At 68.6% G+C, this 18,460-nt stretch carries 20 protein-coding genes; 10 read left to right on the top strand and 10 right to left on the bottom strand.

From position 1 onward, the window contains the following. Positions 1-68: 68 nt before the first annotated feature. Positions 69-548: a tRNA (cytidine(34)-2'-O)-methyltransferase gene (locus tag AC1RTO_RS09550; protein ID WP_493160638.1), complete on the top strand. Its 480-nt coding sequence runs from the start codon at positions 69-71 to the stop codon at positions 546-548. A 193-nt stretch (positions 549-741) separates the two neighbouring features. On the opposite strand, the gene AC1RTO_RS09545 is transcribed toward AC1RTO_RS09550, so the two are convergent. Next, positions 742-1,467, bottom strand: coding sequence for an AcvB/VirJ family lysyl-phosphatidylglycerol hydrolase (locus tag AC1RTO_RS09545; protein WP_493160637.1), 726 nt, complete (start codon positions 1,465-1,467; stop codon positions 742-744). Positions 1,468-1,542: 75 nt separating this feature from the next. Between AC1RTO_RS09545 and hemF the strand changes: the two genes are divergently transcribed. Both hemF and AC1RTO_RS09535 read left to right on the top strand, forming a co-directional pair. Further along, entirely contained in the window at positions 1,543-2,385 is an 843-nt protein-coding gene (gene hemF, locus AC1RTO_RS09540; protein WP_493160636.1) for an oxygen-dependent coproporphyrinogen oxidase, read from the top strand. Between the two features lie 4 nt (positions 2,386-2,389). Next, complete coding sequence (locus tag AC1RTO_RS09535; protein ID WP_493160635.1) at positions 2,390-2,992, top strand: GNAT family N-acetyltransferase; 603 nt, start codon at positions 2,390-2,392, stop codon at positions 2,990-2,992. Here AC1RTO_RS09535 and AC1RTO_RS09530 read toward each other — a convergent pair. Both AC1RTO_RS09530 and AC1RTO_RS09525 read right to left on the bottom strand, forming a co-directional pair. Continuing rightward, the gene (locus AC1RTO_RS09530) at positions 2,962-3,711 is read right to left on the bottom strand and encodes a hypothetical protein (RefSeq protein ID WP_493160634.1); all 750 of its coding nucleotides are present in this window, start codon (positions 3,709-3,711) and stop codon (positions 2,962-2,964) included. The two genes, AC1RTO_RS09535 and AC1RTO_RS09530, sit on opposite strands and share 31 nt — an antisense overlap. Next, positions 3,708-4,544: a DUF7847 domain-containing protein gene (locus tag AC1RTO_RS09525; RefSeq protein ID WP_493160633.1), complete on the bottom strand. Its 837-nt coding sequence runs from the start codon at positions 4,542-4,544 to the stop codon at positions 3,708-3,710. Before AC1RTO_RS09525 ends, AC1RTO_RS09530 begins: the two co-directional genes overlap by 4 nt. A gap of 146 nt (positions 4,545-4,690) precedes the next feature. Here AC1RTO_RS09525 and lipB point away from each other — a divergent pair, with 146 nt between their 5' ends. The 3 genes from lipB (at position 4,691) to AC1RTO_RS09510 (ending at position 6,643) form a co-directional block, all read left to right on the top strand. Further along, the gene (gene lipB / locus AC1RTO_RS09520) at positions 4,691-5,368 is read left to right on the top strand and encodes a lipoyl(octanoyl) transferase LipB (RefSeq protein WP_493160632.1); all 678 of its coding nucleotides are present in this window, start codon (positions 4,691-4,693) and stop codon (positions 5,366-5,368) included. Between the two features lie 88 nt (positions 5,369-5,456). After that, positions 5,457-5,720, top strand: a complete 264-nt coding sequence (locus tag AC1RTO_RS09515) for a hypothetical protein (protein ID WP_493160631.1) — start codon at positions 5,457-5,459, stop codon at positions 5,718-5,720. 185 nt (positions 5,721-5,905) lie between these two features. Beyond that, on the top strand, positions 5,906-6,643 hold the full coding sequence (locus tag AC1RTO_RS09510) for a hypothetical protein (protein WP_493160630.1): 738 nt from the start codon (positions 5,906-5,908) through the stop codon (positions 6,641-6,643). Positions 6,644-6,767: 124 nt separating this feature from the next. On the opposite strand, the gene queE is transcribed toward AC1RTO_RS09510, so the two are convergent. From queE to AC1RTO_RS09485, 5 genes are all read right to left on the bottom strand, one after another. After that, positions 6,768-7,400, bottom strand: a complete 633-nt coding sequence (gene queE / locus AC1RTO_RS09505) for a 7-carboxy-7-deazaguanine synthase (RefSeq protein WP_493160629.1) — start codon at positions 7,398-7,400, stop codon at positions 6,768-6,770. Between the two features lie 4 nt (positions 7,401-7,404). Further along, a complete protein-coding gene (gene queC, locus AC1RTO_RS09500; protein WP_493160628.1) occupies positions 7,405-8,103 on the bottom strand; it encodes a 7-cyano-7-deazaguanine synthase QueC in 699 nt (232 codons plus the stop codon). A gap of 227 nt (positions 8,104-8,330) precedes the next feature. Further along, positions 8,331-9,239, bottom strand: coding sequence for an Hsp33 family molecular chaperone HslO (locus AC1RTO_RS09495; protein WP_493160627.1), 909 nt, complete (start codon positions 9,237-9,239; stop codon positions 8,331-8,333). Between the two features lie 151 nt (positions 9,240-9,390). Further along, positions 9,391-10,308: an ornithine carbamoyltransferase gene (gene argF / locus AC1RTO_RS09490; protein ID WP_493160626.1), complete on the bottom strand. Its 918-nt coding sequence runs from the start codon at positions 10,306-10,308 to the stop codon at positions 9,391-9,393. A 130-nt stretch (positions 10,309-10,438) separates the two neighbouring features. Beyond that, complete coding sequence (locus AC1RTO_RS09485) at positions 10,439-11,635, bottom strand: aspartate aminotransferase family protein (RefSeq protein ID WP_493160625.1); 1,197 nt, start codon at positions 11,633-11,635, stop codon at positions 10,439-10,441. A gap of 296 nt (positions 11,636-11,931) precedes the next feature. Here AC1RTO_RS09485 and AC1RTO_RS09480 point away from each other — a divergent pair, with 296 nt between their 5' ends. Further along, on the top strand, positions 11,932-12,195 hold the full coding sequence (locus tag AC1RTO_RS09480) for a hypothetical protein (RefSeq protein WP_493160624.1): 264 nt from the start codon (positions 11,932-11,934) through the stop codon (positions 12,193-12,195). 46 nt (positions 12,196-12,241) lie between these two features. Here AC1RTO_RS09480 and parE read toward each other — a convergent pair whose 3' ends face one another. Further along, positions 12,242-14,224 carry a DNA topoisomerase IV subunit B gene (gene parE / locus AC1RTO_RS09475; protein WP_493160623.1) on the bottom strand — a complete coding sequence of 661 codons (1,983 nt, stop codon included), beginning with the start codon at positions 14,222-14,224 and terminating at the stop codon, positions 12,242-12,244. A gap of 180 nt (positions 14,225-14,404) precedes the next feature. Between parE and AC1RTO_RS09470 the strand changes: the two genes are divergently transcribed. Continuing rightward, a complete protein-coding gene (locus AC1RTO_RS09470) occupies positions 14,405-15,247 on the top strand; it encodes an outer membrane protein (RefSeq protein ID WP_493160622.1) in 843 nt (280 codons plus the stop codon). A gap of 309 nt (positions 15,248-15,556) precedes the next feature. On the opposite strand, the gene AC1RTO_RS09465 is transcribed toward AC1RTO_RS09470, so the two are convergent. Continuing rightward, positions 15,557-16,261: a GcrA family cell cycle regulator gene (locus AC1RTO_RS09465; RefSeq protein WP_493160621.1), complete on the bottom strand. Its 705-nt coding sequence runs from the start codon at positions 16,259-16,261 to the stop codon at positions 15,557-15,559. 63 nt (positions 16,262-16,324) lie between these two features. Here AC1RTO_RS09465 and AC1RTO_RS09460 point away from each other — a divergent pair, with 63 nt between their 5' ends. Further along, positions 16,325-17,179, top strand: a complete 855-nt coding sequence (locus AC1RTO_RS09460; RefSeq protein ID WP_493160620.1) for an ABC transporter permease — start codon at positions 16,325-16,327, stop codon at positions 17,177-17,179. Then, on the top strand, positions 17,137-18,453 hold the full coding sequence (locus AC1RTO_RS09455; RefSeq protein WP_493160619.1) for a serine hydrolase: 1,317 nt from the start codon (positions 17,137-17,139) through the stop codon (positions 18,451-18,453). Before AC1RTO_RS09460 ends, AC1RTO_RS09455 begins: the two co-directional genes overlap by 43 nt. Positions 18,454-18,460 lie beyond the last annotated feature (7 nt).

The raw sequence follows: 18,460 nt of genomic DNA, 5'->3' as shown, positions 1-18,460 counted from the left end.
TAGACGGCACGCCATCGCTTTGCCAACAGCATTTTACCGCAGGCCGCCACGGCGCTAGGACGCGGGCCATGACGACCGCCCTCCGCATCGCGCTCTATCAACCCGATATCGCCGGCAATGTCGGTGCCGTGATGCGCACCTGCGCCTGCCTCGGCATCGCGCTGGACCTGATCGAGCCGATGGGGTTCCAGTGGGACGACAAGCGCGTCGCCCGGGCGGCGATGGACTATATCGACCATGTCGCGCTGACCCGCCACACCGACTGGGACGCCTTCGCCGGGCAGGCGACGGGCCGGCTGGTCCTGCTGACCACGCGCGGGGCGACGCCGCTACACGATTTCGCCTTCTGCGCCGACGACGTCCTGCTGTTCGGCCGCGAGAGCGCGGGCGTACCGGATGCGGTCCATGCGCGCGCCGATGCGCGGGTGGTGATCCCGATGGCGCCGCCGCTGCGCTCGCTCAACCTGTCGGTATCCGCCGCGATCGTGGCGGCGGAGGCGTTGCGGCAAACGGGCGGCTGGCCCGGATCGTCACGCGACCGCGCTTAGAAACAAGGGGGTTCGCGCGGAGACGCGGAGACGCGGAGGGGGTGCGCTCTGGGAAACGGCATCCGCGAGCGCCGCCGACTTACCCATGGATGAGGTTCGAAAGGCTGCGCCGCCCACGACCCTCCGCGTCTCCGCGTCTCCGCGCGACCCCCCTTCTTCTTTCTCCCAGCACCCTCGCGTGACCACCAAAATCTCAAACACCCCGGATCGCCGCCAGCACGTGGCGCAGCAACCCGGCTTCGTCGTGGCGGATGTTATGCCCCCCGGGCATGCCGACGATCCGCGCCCCCGGCACCCGCAGCAGGGGGCACAGGCTGTCCTCCTCCTCGACGCCGTAGATGCAGGTGAGCGGCGCCCAGGTCAGCGTGTCCGCGGTGGCGACGCCGACGCTGTCGGGCGTGCCGCGATAGGCCCAGCCGGTCGGGTCGGCACGGAACCAGACCGAATCGCCGGGCAGGACGAGGATGATCGCCGCGACCTTCGGCCGCAGCTCGGGGGGCAGACGCGCAAGGCCGGTCTGGACGATATCGGCGCCATAGGACTGGCCCATCACCACGACCCGCGGCTTGCCGGTTCGCGCCAGCGCGGTACGGATCACGTCCGCCATGAACGCATCCACCTCCGCCCGCGTCCGCCGCTGGCGGAAGACGGCGGGCGAGGCGATGCCGACGACCGGCAGATGATGTTCGGTCAGCCCGCGCGAGGTCGAGGCGCCGAGCAGGAAACGCAGCCCCATGTCGCCCGAGACGTTGACCACCGCGACGTCCGCGGCCGGCGGCACCGCCGGATAGACATGGACCGGATCGGTATCGAAATAGCCCGCCGCCGCGACGAACGCGCAGACGAAGGCGGAACTGACCGCGGCGACGCGCAGGCCCCGGAACAGGCGGCGGGACAGGGATGCGCGCGATCGACTCATCGCGGCGGCTTGCCAGCCCCCCGCGCGATTGGCCAGCGCTCGACTTCCCCGCGCCGGACTGGCTAAAGCACCGCCATGCTGACCCTCGACGCCGAACAGACCGCCGCCCGCACCTGGTTCGAATCGCTGCGCACCCGCATCTGCGCCGCGTTCGAGGCGATCGAGCGCGAGGCGGGGTCGGATGCCGCCTTCGACTATCTCGCTTGGGACCGCACCGATCCGGCGGGCGCCCCGGGCGGTGGCGGCGTGCGCGGGGTGATGAAGGGCAAGGTGTTCGAAAAGGTCGGGGTCAACGTCTCGACCGTCGGCGGCCTGCTCGACGGCGAATTCGGCAAGACCATCCATGGCGCCGGCGACGACCCGCGCTTCTTCGCCACCGGCATCAGCCTCGTCGCGCACATGGCCAATCCGCACGTCCCCGCGGTGCATATGAACACCCGCTTCCTCGTCACCACGAAGCGCTGGTTCGGCGGCGGTGCCGACCTCAACCCGCCGCTGCCGGTGGCGGAGGATACCGCGGACTTTCACGCTACGCTGCAGGCGGCATGCGACGCGCACGATCCGGCCTATCATCCGCGCTTCAAAACATGGGCGGACGAGTATTTCTACATCCCGCACCGCAAGGTCCATCGCGGCGTCGGCGGCATCTTCTACGACCATCTGGAGGGCGATTTCGACGCCAATTTCGCCTTCACCCGCGCGGTGGGAGAGGCGTTCCTCGACGTCTATCCGCGGATCGTGCGGCGGCGGATGCACGACGCCTTCGACGCGGCGGACGTGGCGGCGATGCGCAACTGGCGCGGGCGCTATGCCGAATTCAATCTCGTCTACGACCGCGGTACGCTGTTCGGGCTGAAGACCGGCGGCAATATCGATGCGATCCTGATGAGCCTGCCGCCGCTGGCGACGTGGGAATGACGCGGTGGCGCTGATCCCGGTCGATCCGGGCGAGCTGGCGACGATCGTCACCACGCTGGAGATGACGCGGCGCCCGCCGCTGCGCCCCATGCCAGCCTCGCCGTTGCGGCTGGTGCGCTGGGAACGGCCCGATCCGGCGAAATACCGGGCGCTGTTCCGACGGGTCGGCGGACCGTGGCTCTGGTATTCGCGGCTGGCGATGGACGATGCCGCGCTGACCGCGATCGTCCACGATCCGGGGGTGCAGGTCCATGCCGTACTCGACCGGGCGGGGATCGAGATCGGCCTGCTCGAACTCGACCTGCGCCATGCCGGCGCCTGCGAACTCTCCTATGTCGGGCTGGTGCCGGAACTGGCGGGCAAGGGCCATGGCCGCTGGCTGATGGCGGAGGCGATGGCGCGCGCCTGGGTGCCGGGCGTCACCCGCGTCTGGGTCCACACCTGCACGCTCGACCATCCGTCGGCGCTCGGTTTCTACCGTGCGCAGGGATTCGTCGCGGTGCGGCGGACGATCGAGACCTTTCCCGATCCGCGCGCGCTGGGGCTGCTCCCCGTCGAGGCGGGCGCGCACGTGCCCTATCTGGTGGGGGCGGACAGCCGGCGGTAGCCCGTGATCGCGATCAGCGCGCCGGCCAATTGGGTGAGCGTCGCGACGCCCGCCGCCATCGCCTCGACCAGCGCGACGCCGAACGGATTGCCGCCACCCTCGCCGCCCAGCCAGCGCGACAGCAGCATGAACGGCTGGCCCGCGAGGATCGCGGCGAGATAGACGGTGACGATCGCGCCGAGCAGCGACAGCTGGGCCGGCCGCGTCATCCGCCACGACCGGCCGACCGCCTGCATCGCGCCGAGCTGCGGCTGCGCGAACAGCAACGGCCCGGCCAGCATGAACCGGCTCATCAGCCACAGGCCCGGCAGCAGCAGGATGTACATGCCCGCACCCGCCGGGATCGACACGACGACCATCGCGAGGATGAAGCGCGGGAAGCGCCGCGCCGCCTGCTGCACCGCCGCCGCGACGGTGGGCCGCCCGGCGTCGAGAAACAGGCAATAGACCACAGCCAGCCCGAAATAGGTGATCACATAGGCGGCGACCGACCCCAGCCCGTAATCCCCCACCCAACTGTCCAGCGCGGTCATCCACGCCTGCGCCCGCGCCTGCGTGTCGACGATCTTGGCATCGGGCAGCGGCAACGGCCCGACGAGCAGCAGCAGCGCATAGGTCGGTACGAAGACGAAGATGCCGGCGACGCGCAGCAGCAGGTCGGCGTCGCGGCGGAACAGCGCCCAGGCATCGCTGAGCAAGGCGGCGAGCGTGACCTTCACGCCGGAACCGCCCCCTGCGCCGCGCGCTCGCGCACCAGCCGTTCGCGCGCGACCAGCGCAACGTACAATTGCGCCGAGAAGACGATGGCGATCAGCGTCAGCGCGGTCGACACCGCCTGCGCGATCACCGCCGCGACGAAGGTGACGGTGGCGCGCGCATCGGCGCCGAGGATGATGCGGAAGACGAGGCCACCGACCGACTGCGCCGCGCTGGTCGCGATCATCAGCACGATCAGGAACAGCAGGACCACGCCGACCAGCCGCCACGTATGCCGCCGGGTCAGTCGCCAGCTCCGCGCGATTGCGCCGAGGCCGAGCCGCTCGTGCAGCACCACCGCATAGAGCGGCAGCAGGCGCGCGCCGGCGAACAGCATGACGATCAGGACGACGATCACATAGAGCGAGGCGAACAGCGCCGGCCCCGGCGCCACCGTCCCCTGTTTCGCACCCTGCGACAGTGCGGCGAAGTCGAAACCCGCCATCGCCAGCAGCGCGACCGCGGGCAGCAGCGCGACCAGCATGATCGCGACCAGCGCCAGCGCGAGCAGCAGCGCCGGCAGCAACCGGCCGTTGGCGCCGCGCCGCGCGGTCGCGCGATCGGTGGCGGGGTCGCTAGCGGCGGCGATGACGTACAGCTGGCCCCACAGCGCCGCGACCGACGTCGCCAGCGCCAGCAGCGCGCCGATCGCCGCGGTCGCCGTCCCCGGCGTCGCATAGGCGGCATACGCGGCGGAGATCGTCCCCGGCACGAACAGGGTCAGCACCGCGATGCCGGCGAGCATGCCGCCGCGCCCGTTCAGCACCTCCATGGTGCGATCCCACACATTGCCCATCTTGACCATCTGGCACCCCGATTGCCGTACGTGCGCCCGGTTAGCCCAAGCACCGCGGCTTGGCCATCCATGAGCATGGGCCATAAGCGGGGGCCATCGGTGGCGCCCGCCTTGCAACCCCGCCCCGGCTCGCTCACATGGCGGCGATGACGGACGTGGACGGGATCGAATGGCGGGTATCGCCGGGGCTGACGCCCTATGACGCGGCGCTGGCGACGATGGAGGCACGCGCCGCGGCGGTGCTGGCGGGCGAGGCGCGCGAGCTGATCTGGCTGCTCGAACATCCGCCGATCTACACCGCGGGCACCAGCGCCTCCGACGCCGACCTGATCGACCCGCGCTTTCCGGTCGTCGCCACCGGACGCGGGGGCAAGCACACCTATCACGGGCCGGGGCAGCGCATCGTCTACATGGTGCTCGACCTGAACACCCGCGGCCGCGACGTCCGCTGCTTCGTCCACGCCGTCGAGGGCTGGGCGATCGCCGCGCTGGCGGAATATGGCGTTGCAGCATTCCGGGCGGAGGGCCGGGTCGGCATCTGGACCCGCGACGGCGGCCCGGAAGCGAAGATCGGCGCGATCGGCGTGCGCGTGCGACGCTGGATCACCCTGCACGGCATGGCGGTGAACGTCGCGCCGGACCTCAACCATTTCAACGGCATAGTTCCGTGCGGATTGGCCGAATATCCGGTCACGAGCCTCGCCGCGCTCGGCCGAAATCCCGCGCTCGCAACCTTTGACGATGCGCTTGCGTTGACTGCTCCGGCCTTCCTCTCGTCGCTTTCCTGCACTGCCGAAGGGCCGGGATTGGAAAACGAGGCTTGAGGGCGGGACGTTATGCGATTAATGTCCACTGTGATTTGGGTATTAAAGGGCCAGCAAGCCGTCCAAATCTCTATCTAGGGAGCTTCCAATGCGTGCACTCATCTCCAAGGTCCTGACCGGCTCGCTGATCGCCGGCGCCGCCCTCGCCGTGTCGGCTTGTGGTCCGAAGACCGAAACGGCCACCGACAACACGATGGTCACCGACATGAACGCCACTGACGACATGGGCACCATGAGCGACAACATGACTGCCGTCGACGGCAGCATGAACGGCGGCATGATGGCCAACGACACGATGATGTCGAACGACACCATGATGTCGAACGACACGATGACCACCAACGCGATGTAATAGCCCCTCCGGGTTATTACGGTGGTGAAACGGCCGTCCGGGCAACCGGGCGGCCTTTTCTTTTGGTTCCAACGTCTTGGCGCGGTTCGTCGCTTTTTATCGGGTCATGGTGAATCGGGGATTGGGTCGGCCCTCAAAACCATCTAGAATCGCCCGATAAATGCCCGTTCGGGAGGAAGTTGGAAATGACCCTGTTGCGTACCGCGCTGGCGCTTGGCGGCGCGGCGATCGGCCTGATGGCGGTGGCGACGCCTGCCTCGGCCCAGTTCTTCCTGCGCTCGCACGATTTCCGTGGCGAGGCGGTGAAGGGGCATGAGGACGGGCTCGGCCAGCCCCTGCCCGGCGCCAGCGAGACCGAGCTGCGCGCGGCGATGGCGTGGAGCATGCGCGCCGCGCTCAACGTCGCGGCGTTGCAATGTCAGTTCGAACCGACGCTGCTCACCGTCAACAACTACAATGCGGTGCTGAAGGACCATGAGGCGGAGCTGAAGGGCTCATTCGACACGCTGACCAAATATTTCAAGCGCACCGGCAAGACACCCAAGGAGGGCCAGTCGGCGCTCGACCAATTCGGCACGCGCACCTATTCGGGCTATGCCACCGTCGCCGCGCAGTTCGGCTTCTGCCAGACCGCGAGCGAGATCGGCCGCGATGCGACCTTCGTGCCCCGCGGCAGCTTCGGCGACCTCGCCATGGCGCGCATCCGCGAGCTGCGCAACAGCCTGACGCCCTACGGCGAGCAACATTTCCAGCGCTATCTCGGCCGCGACTATGCCTCCAAGCCGCGCTTCGATCCGATCTGCTGGAACAAGAAGGGCGAATGGGTGGTCAAGAAATGCGGCGTGTTCGCCTGGCCGCCGGCCAGCGTGACCGCGGTCGCGACGACCGTGAAGCCCGCAGGCACCGAAACCGCGCTGCGCTGACGCTTTGCTCCTCCCCGGCACGGGGAGGAGGCACCGCGCATGCGGTGACGGAGGGGCTTCCACATGCGAACCGCTCATGGAAGCCCCCTCCCCGCGACGTCCCCGTACCGGGGCGCATCTCTTGCTACCGCAGCCCCAGATATTTGTGCGTCTGGAGCGACAGCCGCCAGTGCGGCCGCGCCATTACCACCGCGATCGCCGCCTCGACGTTCGCCGCCCCCCGCGCATCGTCCATCGGCTGGAGCAGGCGATGGGCGAAGTCCCAGCGCTCGACCTCGTCGATATCGGTGCCGGCCTGCGGCCAGACCAGCTTCAGTTCGTCGCCCGATCGCTGCACGACGACGCTGCCCGCCTTGGGGCTGACGCAGATCCAGTCGATGCCGGGATGCGCGGGCAGCGTGCCATTGGTTTCGACCGCGATGCGGAACCCCGCGGCATGCAGCGCATCGACCAGCGCATCGTCGATCTGCAGCATCGGTTCGCCCCCGGTCAGCACGACGAACCGCTCGTTCGCCCCCGCGCCCCAGAAGTCCGCGACCGCCGCGACCAGCGCCGCGGCATCGGCGAACTTGCCGCCGCCCAGCCCGTCGGTACCGACGAAATCGGTGTCGCAGAAGCGGCAGACCGCCGTGCTGCGGTCCTGTTCGCGTCCGCTCCACAGGTTGCAGCCGGCGAAGCGAACGAACACCGCGCGCCGTCCGGCGTTCACGCCCTCGCCCTGCAGGGTGAGGAACATCTCCTTGATCGCGTAGCTCATCGGATCACGGCTGGACGGCGTAGACCGTCGGGTCCGGAATACCGGCCTCCTGGAAGCCCTTGGATCGCAACCGGCAGCTGTCGCAGGTGCCGCAATGCAGGCTGCCCGGCGCCGGATCGTAGCACGACCAGCTGATCCCCATGTCGACGCCCAGCCGCGTGCCCTCGCGGACGATATCCGCCTTGGTCATATGCTGCAGCGGCGCATGGATCTTGAACGGCTCGCCCTCGACCCCGGCCTTGGTGGCGATCTCCGCCAGCCCCTCGAAGGCGCTGATGAATTCGGGGCGGCAGTCGGGATAGCCCGAATAATCGAGCGCGTTGACGCCGATGAACAGGTCGCGTGCGCCCGCCGCCTCGGCCCAGCCGAGCGCGAGGCTGAGGAAGATGGTGTTGCGCGCGGGCACGTAGGTGACGGGAATGCCGCCGCCGTCCTCGGTGCCGACGCCGTCCTTCGGCACCGCGATATCGTCGGTCAGCGCCGATCCGCCGAACGCCGACAGGTCGAGCGGCAGGACGATATGGCGCTCGGCGCCCAGCGTGTTGGCGACCCGCCGGGCCGCGGCGAGTTCGACGCGATGGCGCTGGTTATAGTCGACCGACAGGGCAAGCAGGCGATAGCCCGCCTCGCGCGCGCTGGCGGCGGAGATCATCGAATCGAGCCCGCCGGAGACGAGCACGACGGCCAGGGGTTTGGTGGTCATGATCCGCGCGGCGCTAGACCCATGGCGGCCAAAAGAAAAGGGCCGCGGATGAGGCGGCCCTTTGAAGGGGAAGAGCGAACCCGCTCTTTAAGGGAGAAAAGCGTACGCCATCCGAAAATGTGCACACGCCTTATCTAAGGGGGTATCGGTTAAAATCATCCTAAGGCGGTTCGTTCCCGGCCATCGCGCCCGATGCGACGAACCGAGGCGGATCAGGCCGAATCGTTTCAGGCGACCGGATCGGCCTCCGCCGGCACCGGAAACTTGGTCGCGCAGAACGCGCAGTCGACCTGGATGAAACCGCTGTCGTCCGCCATCTCGCGCCGTTCCTCGATCGAGAATTTGGACAGGACGCTGGCGATATAGTCGCCGGTGCAGCGGCAGCCGCGCGACAGCGGGGTGGAGGCGAGGACGCGCACGTCCTCCTCCTCGTTGAACAGCCGCCAGACCAGGGTTTCGAGCGGCAGCGCCGGATCGGCGAGCTCGTCGGTCCCGGTGGTGCTGCCGAGCGCCTCGACATGCTCCCATTCGGGGTGGTCGAGCCGGGTGTGCAGCCGCTCGCGCCCGACCTCGCCCTCAGGCAAATGCTGGAGGAACAGGCCGCCGGCGATCGTCCGCCCCTCCCCGTCGCGGGCGATGCCGACGCGCACGAGGCTGGGGATCTGCTCCGACTGGATGAAATAGCTCTGCGCCGCCTGCGACAGCGTCTCGCCGTCGAGCGGAACGATGCCCTGATAGCGTTCGCCCGTGGTCGCGAGGTCAAAGGTGATCGCGAGATAGCCCTGTCCGAACAGCGCGAACAGCGTCGGCTGTTCGGGCGCCGCGGCGAGCTTGTCGGCGTCGTAATCGATATAACCGCGCACCTCGCCGCCGCGATAGTCGCAGACCAGCAGCTGGACGACGCCATTCTCGGTCCGCGTCTGCATCGTCAGCTGGCCGGTCGGGTCCTTCAGCGTCGAGCCGATCAGCGCGGCGAGCGTCAGCGCCTCGGCAAGCAAGGCCTCGATCGCGGGCGGATAGGCATGCGCGGCCAGCACCCGGTCGAGCGCCGGGCCGAGCCGCACCACACGGCCGCGCACCGAGCGGGAGGGGATCGCGAAGCCGAGCGCGCGATCGAGGTCGGTTGTCTGTTGCATCGCCGGGAGATGGGATGCGGGTGGGTGGCGGTCAAGTTGGGCGGACTACACCGACCCCCCAGCCCCGACCCCCGGTACTCCCTCATTCTCGTCATCCCCGCCTGGGCGGAGATGACGATTGAATGGGATACGAGACAGCGAAAGGATCAGCCTACCCGATCTGCCCGAACACCCAGCGCAGCACCGCCTTCTGCGCATGCAGGCGATTCTCCGCCTCCGCCCAGATCAGCGATTGCGGACCGTCGATCACCGTATCGACCACCTCCTCGCCGCGGTGTGCGGGCAGGCAGTGGAGGAAGCGCGCATCGGGCTTCGCCTGCGCCATCAGCGCTTCGTCGACCTGATAGGGCATCATCGCGGCGAGCTTGGTCTCGGCATGCGCCTGCCCCATCGAGATCCACGTGTCGGTGACGATCACGTCGGCGCCCGCGACCGCTTCCTGTGGCGAGGCAACGACGCGGGCGCGCCCCTGCCCCAGCGCGATGTCGCGCTCGGGCGGCGCGAAGCCCTGGGGACAGGCGGCGATAACGTCGAACTGCATCAGCCCGGCCGCCTCCATCAGCGAGGCGAGCACGTTGTTGCCGTCGCCCAGCCACGCGACCTTGAGCCCGGGCAGCGCCTTGCCGTCCTCCAGGATCGTCTGCAGGTCGGCCATGATCTGGCACGGGTGCGAGAAATCGGTCAGGCCGTTGATGACCGGCACGCTGGCGTAGCGCGCCATGTCCTCGACCTTGGCGTGATCGTCGGTGCGGATCATGATCGCATCGACATAGGCCGACAGCACGCGCGCGGTGTCGGCGACGCTCTCGCCGCGACCCAATTGCATCGACCCTGCATCCATGACGATCGAGGTGCCGCCCAATTGCCGGATCGCCATGTCGAAGCTGACGCGGGTGCGCGTCGAATTCTTTTCGAAGATCATCGCCAGCACATGGCCGGCGAGCGGCGCGTCGGCATCGGCGCGGCCCTTGGGAAAGCCCTTGCGCGCCGCCTTGCGGTCGATCGCATCGGCCAGCATCGCGGCGACGCCATCGGCGCCGGCATCGGACAGGTTCAGGAAATGACGCATCGTAATTCCTTCTTTCCCTCTCCCCCCGGGAGAGGGACGGAGCTGCGCAGCAGCGGAAGGGTGAGGCCGACCGGCAGGAATTCCGCCGCCCTCACCCTCCCCCGATGGAAGAGGGACGTAAATTCAACAGTCAGTCGTCGCTCGCCGCCACGAACACCCGCGCCGCCGCACTCAGCTTGTCGACGCATTCGGTGACGTGCGCATCCTCGATCACCAGCGGCGGCAGGATGCGGACGACGTTCTCGCCCGCCGCGACCAGCAGCAGCTGGTGATTGTCGCGGGCATGCGCCACGAACTCGCGCGGCTCGACCCCGGCCTTGAGCTTCAGCCCCAGCATCAGCCCCTTGCCACGCACGCCCTCGAAGACGTGATCGTGGTTCGGTATCATCTGCTCCAGTGCGCCGCGCAGCCGCTCGCCCATCGCCTCGACATTGGCGAGGAAGCCGTCCGCCAGCATCACGTCGAGCACCGCCTGCCCCGCCGCCATCGCCAGCGGATTGCCGCCATAGGTCGATCCGTGTGTGCCGATCACCATGCCCTTGGCGGCATGTTCGGTAGCAAGGCATGCGCCGAGCGGAAAGCCGCTGCCGATGCCCTTGGCGATCGGCATGATGTCGGGCGCGATCCCGTAATGCTCGTACGCCCACATCTTGCCGGTGCGCCCGTAGCCGCATTGCACCTCGTCGAGGATCAGCAGCAGGCCGTGTTCGTCGCACGCCTTGCGCAGGCCGGTGATGAATTCGGGCGTGCCGACCGACACGCCGCCCTCGCCCTGGATCGTCTCGACCATGAAGCCCGCGGTCTCGTCGTCGATCAGCGCCAGCGCCGCGTCGAGATCGTTGAACGGCGCATAGGCAAAGCCGGGCAGCAGCGGTTCGAACCCGTCGCGCATCTTGGGCTGGTTGGTTGCCGAGATCGCCCCCATCGTCCGCCCGTGAAAGGCATTGTTGAAGGTGATGATCTTGTGCCGCTGCGGATTGCCCTCGGCATAATGGAAGCGGCGCGCGGTCTTGATCGCGCATTCGACCGCCTCGGTCCCCGAATTGGTGAAGAACACCGTATCGGCGAAGCTGTTGGCGCAGATCCGCTCGGCCAGCGCCTCGCCCTGCGGCGATCCGTAGAGGTTGCTGACGTGCATCAGCGTCGCCGCCTGCTCGGCGATCGCCTTGACCAGATGCGGATGGCCATGACCCAGCGCGTTGACCGCGATGCCGGCCGCCATGTCGAGATAGCGCGTGCCGTCCTCGGAGATCAGGTGGCAGCCCTCGCCTCGGACCGGACGCACCCCGCACCGTGGATAGACGGGCATGAGCGGCGTAATGGTCACGGGAGGTCTCCTCTTCTCCAAACGAGAAAGGGCGGCCCTTTGCTGGCCGCCCGCCACAGCCATACCGGTTCGGCACCGGGTGGGTCAACACCGGTCGCATCGCGCCGGACACCCGCATCGGCCGCGCCAACAATCGGGAAAAATCGCCAAACCCCGGTACGCCATCGATCGTCAGGACGACGCTATATCGGCAGAAAATGACGGTTTTCCGCGGGATAAGGTGTTTGGCACACCTAATGCAGTGCACCACCTGTGAAGCGGGGACGCTTCAACGACACCACAGGAGGAAGACCATCATGACCCACATGTCCATGCGCCGCTCGATCGCCCTGCTCGCCACCGCCGGCCTGATCGCCACCGGATCGGCCTCGAGCGCCTTCGCCCGCGGCAAGGGCCCCGCCAAGATCACTTTATCCGCAAAGACCGCGCCGGACCCGACCAGCCGCATGTGCATGCCCAAGACGACGCTCGGCAACACCGCGACCCGCGAGATGCCCGACACGATCTGCCAGACGCGCGCCGAATGGGAAACCGCCGGCGTCACCTTCGTCATCAAGTAAGCCCCGACCGACCGGGAGCGCGGGGACGCTCCCGGCAGTCGCCGGATCACGCGTCGATCGCCTCTTCGTCCAGCCGCGCCGCGTTTTCCTGGATGAAGGCAAAGCGATGCGCCGGGTTGTTGCCCATCAGGCGGTCGACCAGATCCTTTACCCCCGCGCGCTCCTCATATTCCTGCGGCAGGGTGATGCGGATCATGCCGCGGGTCTTGGGGTCCATCGTCGTTTCGCGAAGCTGGCCCGGGTTCATCTCGCCCAGCCCCTTGAACCGCGCGACCTCGACCTTCTTGCCCTTGAATGCGGTGCGTTCCAGCTCGGCGCGGTGCGCGTCGTCGCGGGCGTAGAGCGACTTGGCACCCACCGTCAGCCGGTAGAGCGGCGGCTGCGCGAGATAGAGATGCCCGCGCCGGACCAGATCCGGCATCTCCTGGAAGAAAAACGTCATCAGCAGCGTCGCGATATGCGCGCCGTCGACGTCGGCGTCGGTCATGATGACGACGCGTTCGTAGCGCAGCTGGCTGGCGTCGCAATCCTTGCGCGTGCCGCAGCCGAGCGCCTGGATCAGGTCGGCGATCTCCTGATTGGCGACGATCTTGGCGCTGGTCGCGGAAGCGACGTTGAGGATCTTGCCGCGGATCGGCAGGATCGCCTGCGTCTTGCGGTCGCGCGCCTGCTTGGCGCTGCCGCCCGCCGAATCGCCCTCGACGATGAAGAGTTCGGTGCCGTGGTTGCCGTCGTTGGCGCAATCGGTCAGCTTGCCGGGCAGGCGCAGCTTGCGCGCGCTGGTCGCGGTCTTGCGCTTGACCTCGCGTTCCTGCTTGCGGCGCAGGCGCTCGTCCATCCGGTCGAGGACATAACCGAGCAGCGCCTTGCCGCGCTCCATATTGTGGCCGAGCCAATGGTCGAAATGGTCGCGCACAGCCTTTTCGACGAGGCCGGCGGCCTCCGGGCTGGTCAGCCGGTCCTTGGTCTGGCTCTGGAATTGCGGTTCGCGGATGAAGACGCTGAGCATCAGCTCGCTGCCGACCATCACGTCGTCGGCGGTGATGTCCTTCGCCTTCTTCTGGTGAACGAGGTCGCCGAACGCGCGCAGGCCGCGGACCAGCGCCTGCCGCAGCCCCTGTTCGTGGGTGCCGCCGTCGGGCGTGGGGATGGTGTTGCAATACCAGCTGTAGCTGCCGTCGCTCCACAGCGGCCAGGCGACCGCCCATTCGACGCGGCCCTGTTCGCCCGGGAAATCCTGGTTGCCCGCGAAGAAATCCGCGGTGGCGCATTCGCGACCGCCGATCTGTTCGCGCAGATGGTCGGCAAGGCCGCCGGGGAACTGGAACACCGCCTCCGCCGGCGTGTCGCTGCCCTCGACCAGCTCGGGCGCGCAATGCCAGCGGATCTCGACGCCGGCGAACAGATAGGCCTTCGACCGGGCGAGCTGGTAGAGCCGCTTGGATTTGAAGGCGAGCTCGGGACCGAAGATCTCCGTGTCGGGGGTGAAGGCGACCGAGGTGCCGCGGCGGTTGGGCGCGGCACCGACATGTTCGAGCGGCCCCTGCGTCAGCCCGCGACTGAAGCGCTGGCGATACAGCTGCCGGTCGCGGGCGACCTCGACCAGCGTATCCGACGACAATGCGTTGACCACCGACACGCCGACGCCATGCAGGCCGCCGCTGGTCGCATAGGCCTTGCCGGCGAACTTGCCGCCCGAATGGAGCGTCGACAGGATCACCTCGAGCGCGCTCTTGTCGGGGAACTTGGGGTGCGGGTCGACCGGGATGCCGCGGCCGTTGTCGGTGATGGTCAGCCGGTTGCCGGGCTCCAGCGTCACCTCGATCCGTGTCGCATGGCCCGCGACCGCCTCGTCCATCGCATTGTCGAGCACTTCGGCGGCGAGATGGTGGAGCGCGCGCTCGTCGGTGCCGCCGACATACATGCCGGGACGGCGACGGACGGGCTCCAGCCCCTCCAGCACCTCGATCGACGAGGCGTCATAGGCATTGGCGGGCGCCGCGGAGGATGCGAACAGATCTTGGGCCATTGCGCGGAACCATAAGGGAACATCGCGGGGTATACCAGCACCCGCCGGCGCGCCATGTTGCTGGCATATGTCTCGACCGGTGCAATAATGCCACAGTATCAGCATTTTACCCGTATTGATGCATATTATGACGGCGACGCACGTTCCTCGACCGACTGCAACGACCCCTCGGGAGACACCATGCGTACCACATTGCTGCTCGGCACGATCGCCGCCGCCACCTTCGCCACCGCCGCACAGGCGCAGGACATGACGACCGATCCCGCCCCGTTCAGCGGCATCTATGTGGGCGCATCGGGCGGCTATGACGTGCAGCCCAACGATGTCGGCTCGTCGATCCTGTTCGATCGCGGCTCGAACGGCAGCTTCGGCGACACGGTGACGACCGCCGCGGGTGCCAACGCCTTCTCGCCCGGCTTCTGCAACGGCCGCGCGGTCGGTGCGACGCCGCTGCCGGGCAGCTGCCGCAACGACAAGGACGGCTGGTCCTATTATGGCCGCATCGGCATGGACTCGCAGTCGGGCAATATCGTGATCGGCGCGCTGGGCGAGTTCGGCAAGACCGAGATCAACGACAGCGTCAGCGGCTTTTCGACCACGCCGGCGAACTATGTCATGACGCGCGACGTCAAGTGGGAAGCCAGCATCCGCGGCCGCATCGGCTATGCGCCGGGCACGACGCTGTTCTACGGCACCTTCGGTCCCGGCTATGCCAACATCGACCGCAGCTTCACCTCGACCAACACGCAGAACGCCTTCGTCCAGACCGGCAAGCGCAAGCAGTTCGGCATCGTCGGCGGCGGCGGCATCGAGCAGAAGCTCGGCCGCAACTTCTCGATCGGCATGGAATATACCTATCACCAGTATCAGGACGACGACGCCCGCGTGCGCGTGTCGCAGGGTACGGCCGCGGCGAACAACCCGTTCATCCTGCCCGCCGGCGGCGCGACGACCGACTTCCGTCGCTCGGACGACAAGTTCCGCTGGCATTCGCTGCGCGCCACCGCCGCATTCCGGTTCTGAGGCGCAGCGCGGCCTGCGCGACGCGAAGCGTAACGCAGGACTCGCGCCAGCCCGGCCAGCGTAGCGCCAGCTACGTCTGACGACGCGGCTTCGCCGCGGCGGGCCTGAGACAAAGAAGGGCCGGTGTTCCGCAAGGGAACGCCGGCCCTTCTCGTTCCTCACGCCACGGACAGGGATCAAAAGAAAGGCCGCCTCCCTCGCGGGAAGCGGCCCTCTTTCAAAACCCGGTCATGGGCAAAGCCCATGACGTCGGACGCGGCTGTCGGCCGCGCCGGCCGGGCGGCCCTGTGTGCGGGCGCCGAGCGTTGCTCAGCGCACCCGCGGGCCGCCGAACGGCAGCGGCGGCGGCGGGCGGCGGTCGCGACGGGGCAGCTGCGCCTGATAGGCATGGCCGCAATGCGCGACGCAATAGGGGAACCCCGGGTTCACCTTGTCGCCGCAGAAGTGGAAATCGGGCTCGCCCGGATGGCCGAGCGGCCATTTGCAGATGCGGTCGTTGAGGTCGAGCAGGGTCGTCTTGCCGGCGATCTCGGGCGACGGCTTGGCCGGGACCAGCCGGCGCGGCGGCGCGGGGGTGGCGGGCGGCTGCTGCTCGCCCGGCGACTGGCGGACGAAGCCGCCGGGGCCGACCGAACGCAGGATCGGCTGCGGCTCGCGCACCGGCGCGGGGGCCGCGACGACCTCTTCCTCGTCCTCGTCGTCATCCTCGTCGGCGGCGACCACCGGTTCCGGCTCGGGCGCCGGGCGCGGCGGCGCGGGCGGCGGCGGTGGCGCGGCGACGACGGGGGCCGGGGCGGGAGCGGGCTCCGCCTCGACCGGCGCAGGCGCCGGCGCGGCTACGGCGGGTTCGTTCGGCTTCACCGGCGACGGGCGCGACTGCAGGCCCAGGCGGTGCGCCTTGCCGATCACCGCGTTGCGGCTGACGCCACCCAGCGCCTCGGCGATCTGGCTCGCGGTCTGGCCCGCCTCCCACATCGTCTTGAGCGTGTCGATCCGCTCGTCGGTCCAGGACATTCGTGTTTCCTTACTCTCGCGCCGGGTTGCGGGCGACTGCGGCTGCGGTTACCCGCTTGTCCCATGAGCAGCCAGCCCCCAATCGGCGAAATCCAATCGGCGATCCGGTCCGCACCCGGCGTGCCGGTCATCCGGAACGTGAACTGGGGCGGCCTGAAGACCCTCTATGTGAAGGAGGTGCGCCGGTTCTTCAAGGTCCACCTCCAGACCGTATGGGCCCCCGCGATCACGACCTTGCTGTTTCTGATCGTCTTCACCATCGCGACCGGCGCGAAAAGCCCGGTCCATGTCGGCGGAATCACCGTCCCCTTCGCCGATTTCATCGCCCCCGGCCTCATCATCAGCCAGGGGATGATGGGCCCCGCCTTCGCCAACGCCAGCTTCTCGCTGCTCGTCGGCAAGATCCAGGGGACGATCGTCGATTACCTGCAACCGCCGCTGTCGACCGCGGAACTGCTCGCCGCGCTGGTCGGCGGCGCGATGACGCGGGCGTTCATCGTCGGCTTCATCTGCTGGTGCGCGATGGCGCTCTATCCCGGCGTCCACGTCACGCCGGTGCATCCGCTCGCGATCCTGTGGTTCGGCTTCCTCGGCGCGGCCTTCCTCGCCTTCCTCGGCGTGCTGACCTCGATCTGGGCGGAGAAGTTCGATCATGCCGCCGCGGTCACCAATTTCGTGATCGCGCCGCTGTCGCTGCTGTCCGGCACCTTCTACTCGGTCGACCGGCTCGCCCCCGCCTTCCGGGCGTTCAGCCACGCCAATCCGTTCTTCTACATCATCTCGGGGTTCCGCTACGGCTTCCTCGGCACCGCCGATTCGCCGGTCGCCGTGGGCGGTATCGCGATCCTCGGGGTGGATATCGCGCTGGGGGTTGCATGCTACGTGCTGTTGCGAAACGGCTGGAAGCTCAAGAACTGATCGCGGCCCTCGCGCTGGCCCTCGCGCTGGCGGTGCTGGCGCCGGCCACCGCCGTCGCGCAGACGCCGCCGGCGGCGACCGCCGCCGATCCCGCCGTCCGTGCCCGCGCGGAGGCGCTGGTCCCGGTGCTCGCCGGCAAGCCCGGCTATGATGCATTGTTCGCCGCTGCCTTCAAACAGGCGGTGCCCGCGGCCCGCTTCACCCCGCTCACGCAGCAGCTGCGCACCGCGCTCGGCGAACCGCGGCGGATCGAGCGGTTCGAACCGCTCGGCCGCTGGGCGGCGACGATCGTCATCGGCTACGATCGCGGCACGGCGACCGGACGCCTGACGCTCGACCCCGCCGCGCCCCATGCGATCACCGGCCTGCTCATCACCGGCACCGCCCCGCGCGGCGACACCGCCGCCAGGGTGCAGGCCGCGGTCGCCGCACTGCCGGGAACGGCGCAGATCGGCGTCTATGCGCTGGACGGCGCCACCCCGACGCCGGTGTTCGAGACCAGGGGCGACACCGCCGCCCCGCTCGGCTCCGCGTTCAAATTATGGGTGCTGGCGGAGGCGGCGCGGCAGGTCGCGGCGGGCACACTGCGCTGGGATCAGGTGGTGCCGGTCGGCACGCCGTCGCTGCCCTCGGGCCTGTTGCAGGGCTGGCCGGCGGGATCGCCGGTGACCGTGCAGACGCTGGCGACGCTGATGATCTCGATCAGCGACAACACCGCCACCGATACGCTGCTGACGTTGCTCGGCCGCGACCGGGTCGATGCGATGGCGGCGACGTTCGGTGCGCGCGGCCCGGTGCTGACCACGCGCGAGGCATTCGTCATCAAGGGCGATCCCACGCTCGTCGCCGCCTGGGCGAAGGGCGACGCGACGCAGCGGCGCGCGCTGCTGACCGTGCAGGCGGCGCGGATCGCGGGTGCGACGCTCGATCCGATGATGTTCTCCGCCGGCCCGGTCGCGACCGATTCGGTCGAATGGTTCGCCGCCCCGCGCGACATGGCGCGACTGCTGGCGGCGCTCAGGGACGCCGGCCCGGTGGTGCGCGGCATCCTCGCGATCAACCATGGCGTCGATCCGGCCAGCGTCGCGCGATTCGCCTATGTCGGCTTCAAGGGCGGGTCCGAGCCGGGCGTGATCGCGCTGAACCTGCTGGTGCAGGCGAAGACCGGGCGCTGGTATGCGGTCAGCGGCAGCTGGCACCGGCCCGATGCCGCGGTCGACGAGGCGACGTTCCTGCCGCTGGTCACCCGCGCGCTGGCGCTGGTCGCGGAATAGCATCACC

Source organism: Sphingomonas sp. GW821-FHT10F09, from assembly GCF_058809195.1.
Note: the sequence above shows the minus strand (reverse complement) of the source record. Positions and strands in the feature narration are given on the sequence as shown.

Coding starts and splice junctions, on each gene's coding strand:
- AC1RTO_RS09550 (WP_493160638.1), top strand. CDS start 69: ATGACGACCGCCCTCCGCATCGCGCTCTATCAACCCGATATCGCCGGC.
- AC1RTO_RS09545 (WP_493160637.1), bottom strand. CDS start 1,467: ATGAGTCGATCGCGCGCATCCCTGTCCCGCCGCCTGTTCCGGGGCCTG.
- hemF (WP_493160636.1), top strand. CDS start 1,543: ATGCTGACCCTCGACGCCGAACAGACCGCCGCCCGCACCTGGTTCGAA.
- AC1RTO_RS09525 (WP_493160633.1), bottom strand. CDS start 4,544: ATGGGCAATGTGTGGGATCGCACCATGGAGGTGCTGAACGGGCGCGGC.
- lipB (WP_493160632.1), top strand. CDS start 4,691: ATGACGGACGTGGACGGGATCGAATGGCGGGTATCGCCGGGGCTGACG.
- AC1RTO_RS09515 (WP_493160631.1), top strand. CDS start 5,457: ATGCGTGCACTCATCTCCAAGGTCCTGACCGGCTCGCTGATCGCCGGC.
- AC1RTO_RS09510 (WP_493160630.1), top strand. CDS start 5,906: ATGACCCTGTTGCGTACCGCGCTGGCGCTTGGCGGCGCGGCGATCGGC.
- queE (WP_493160629.1), bottom strand. CDS start 7,400: ATGAGCTACGCGATCAAGGAGATGTTCCTCACCCTGCAGGGCGAGGGC.
- queC (WP_493160628.1), bottom strand. CDS start 8,103: ATGACCACCAAACCCCTGGCCGTCGTGCTCGTCTCCGGCGGGCTCGAT.
- AC1RTO_RS09495 (WP_493160627.1), bottom strand. CDS start 9,239: ATGCAACAGACAACCGACCTCGATCGCGCGCTCGGCTTCGCGATCCCC.
- argF (WP_493160626.1), bottom strand. CDS start 10,308: ATGCGTCATTTCCTGAACCTGTCCGATGCCGGCGCCGATGGCGTCGCC.
- AC1RTO_RS09480 (WP_493160624.1), top strand. CDS start 11,932: ATGACCCACATGTCCATGCGCCGCTCGATCGCCCTGCTCGCCACCGCC.
- parE (WP_493160623.1), bottom strand. CDS start 14,224: ATGGCCCAAGATCTGTTCGCATCCTCCGCGGCGCCCGCCAATGCCTAT.
- AC1RTO_RS09470 (WP_493160622.1), top strand. CDS start 14,405: ATGCGTACCACATTGCTGCTCGGCACGATCGCCGCCGCCACCTTCGCC.
- AC1RTO_RS09465 (WP_493160621.1), bottom strand. CDS start 16,261: ATGTCCTGGACCGACGAGCGGATCGACACGCTCAAGACGATGTGGGAG.
- AC1RTO_RS09460 (WP_493160620.1), top strand. CDS start 16,325: ATGAGCAGCCAGCCCCCAATCGGCGAAATCCAATCGGCGATCCGGTCC.
- AC1RTO_RS09455 (WP_493160619.1), top strand. CDS start 17,137: ATGCTACGTGCTGTTGCGAAACGGCTGGAAGCTCAAGAACTGATCGCG.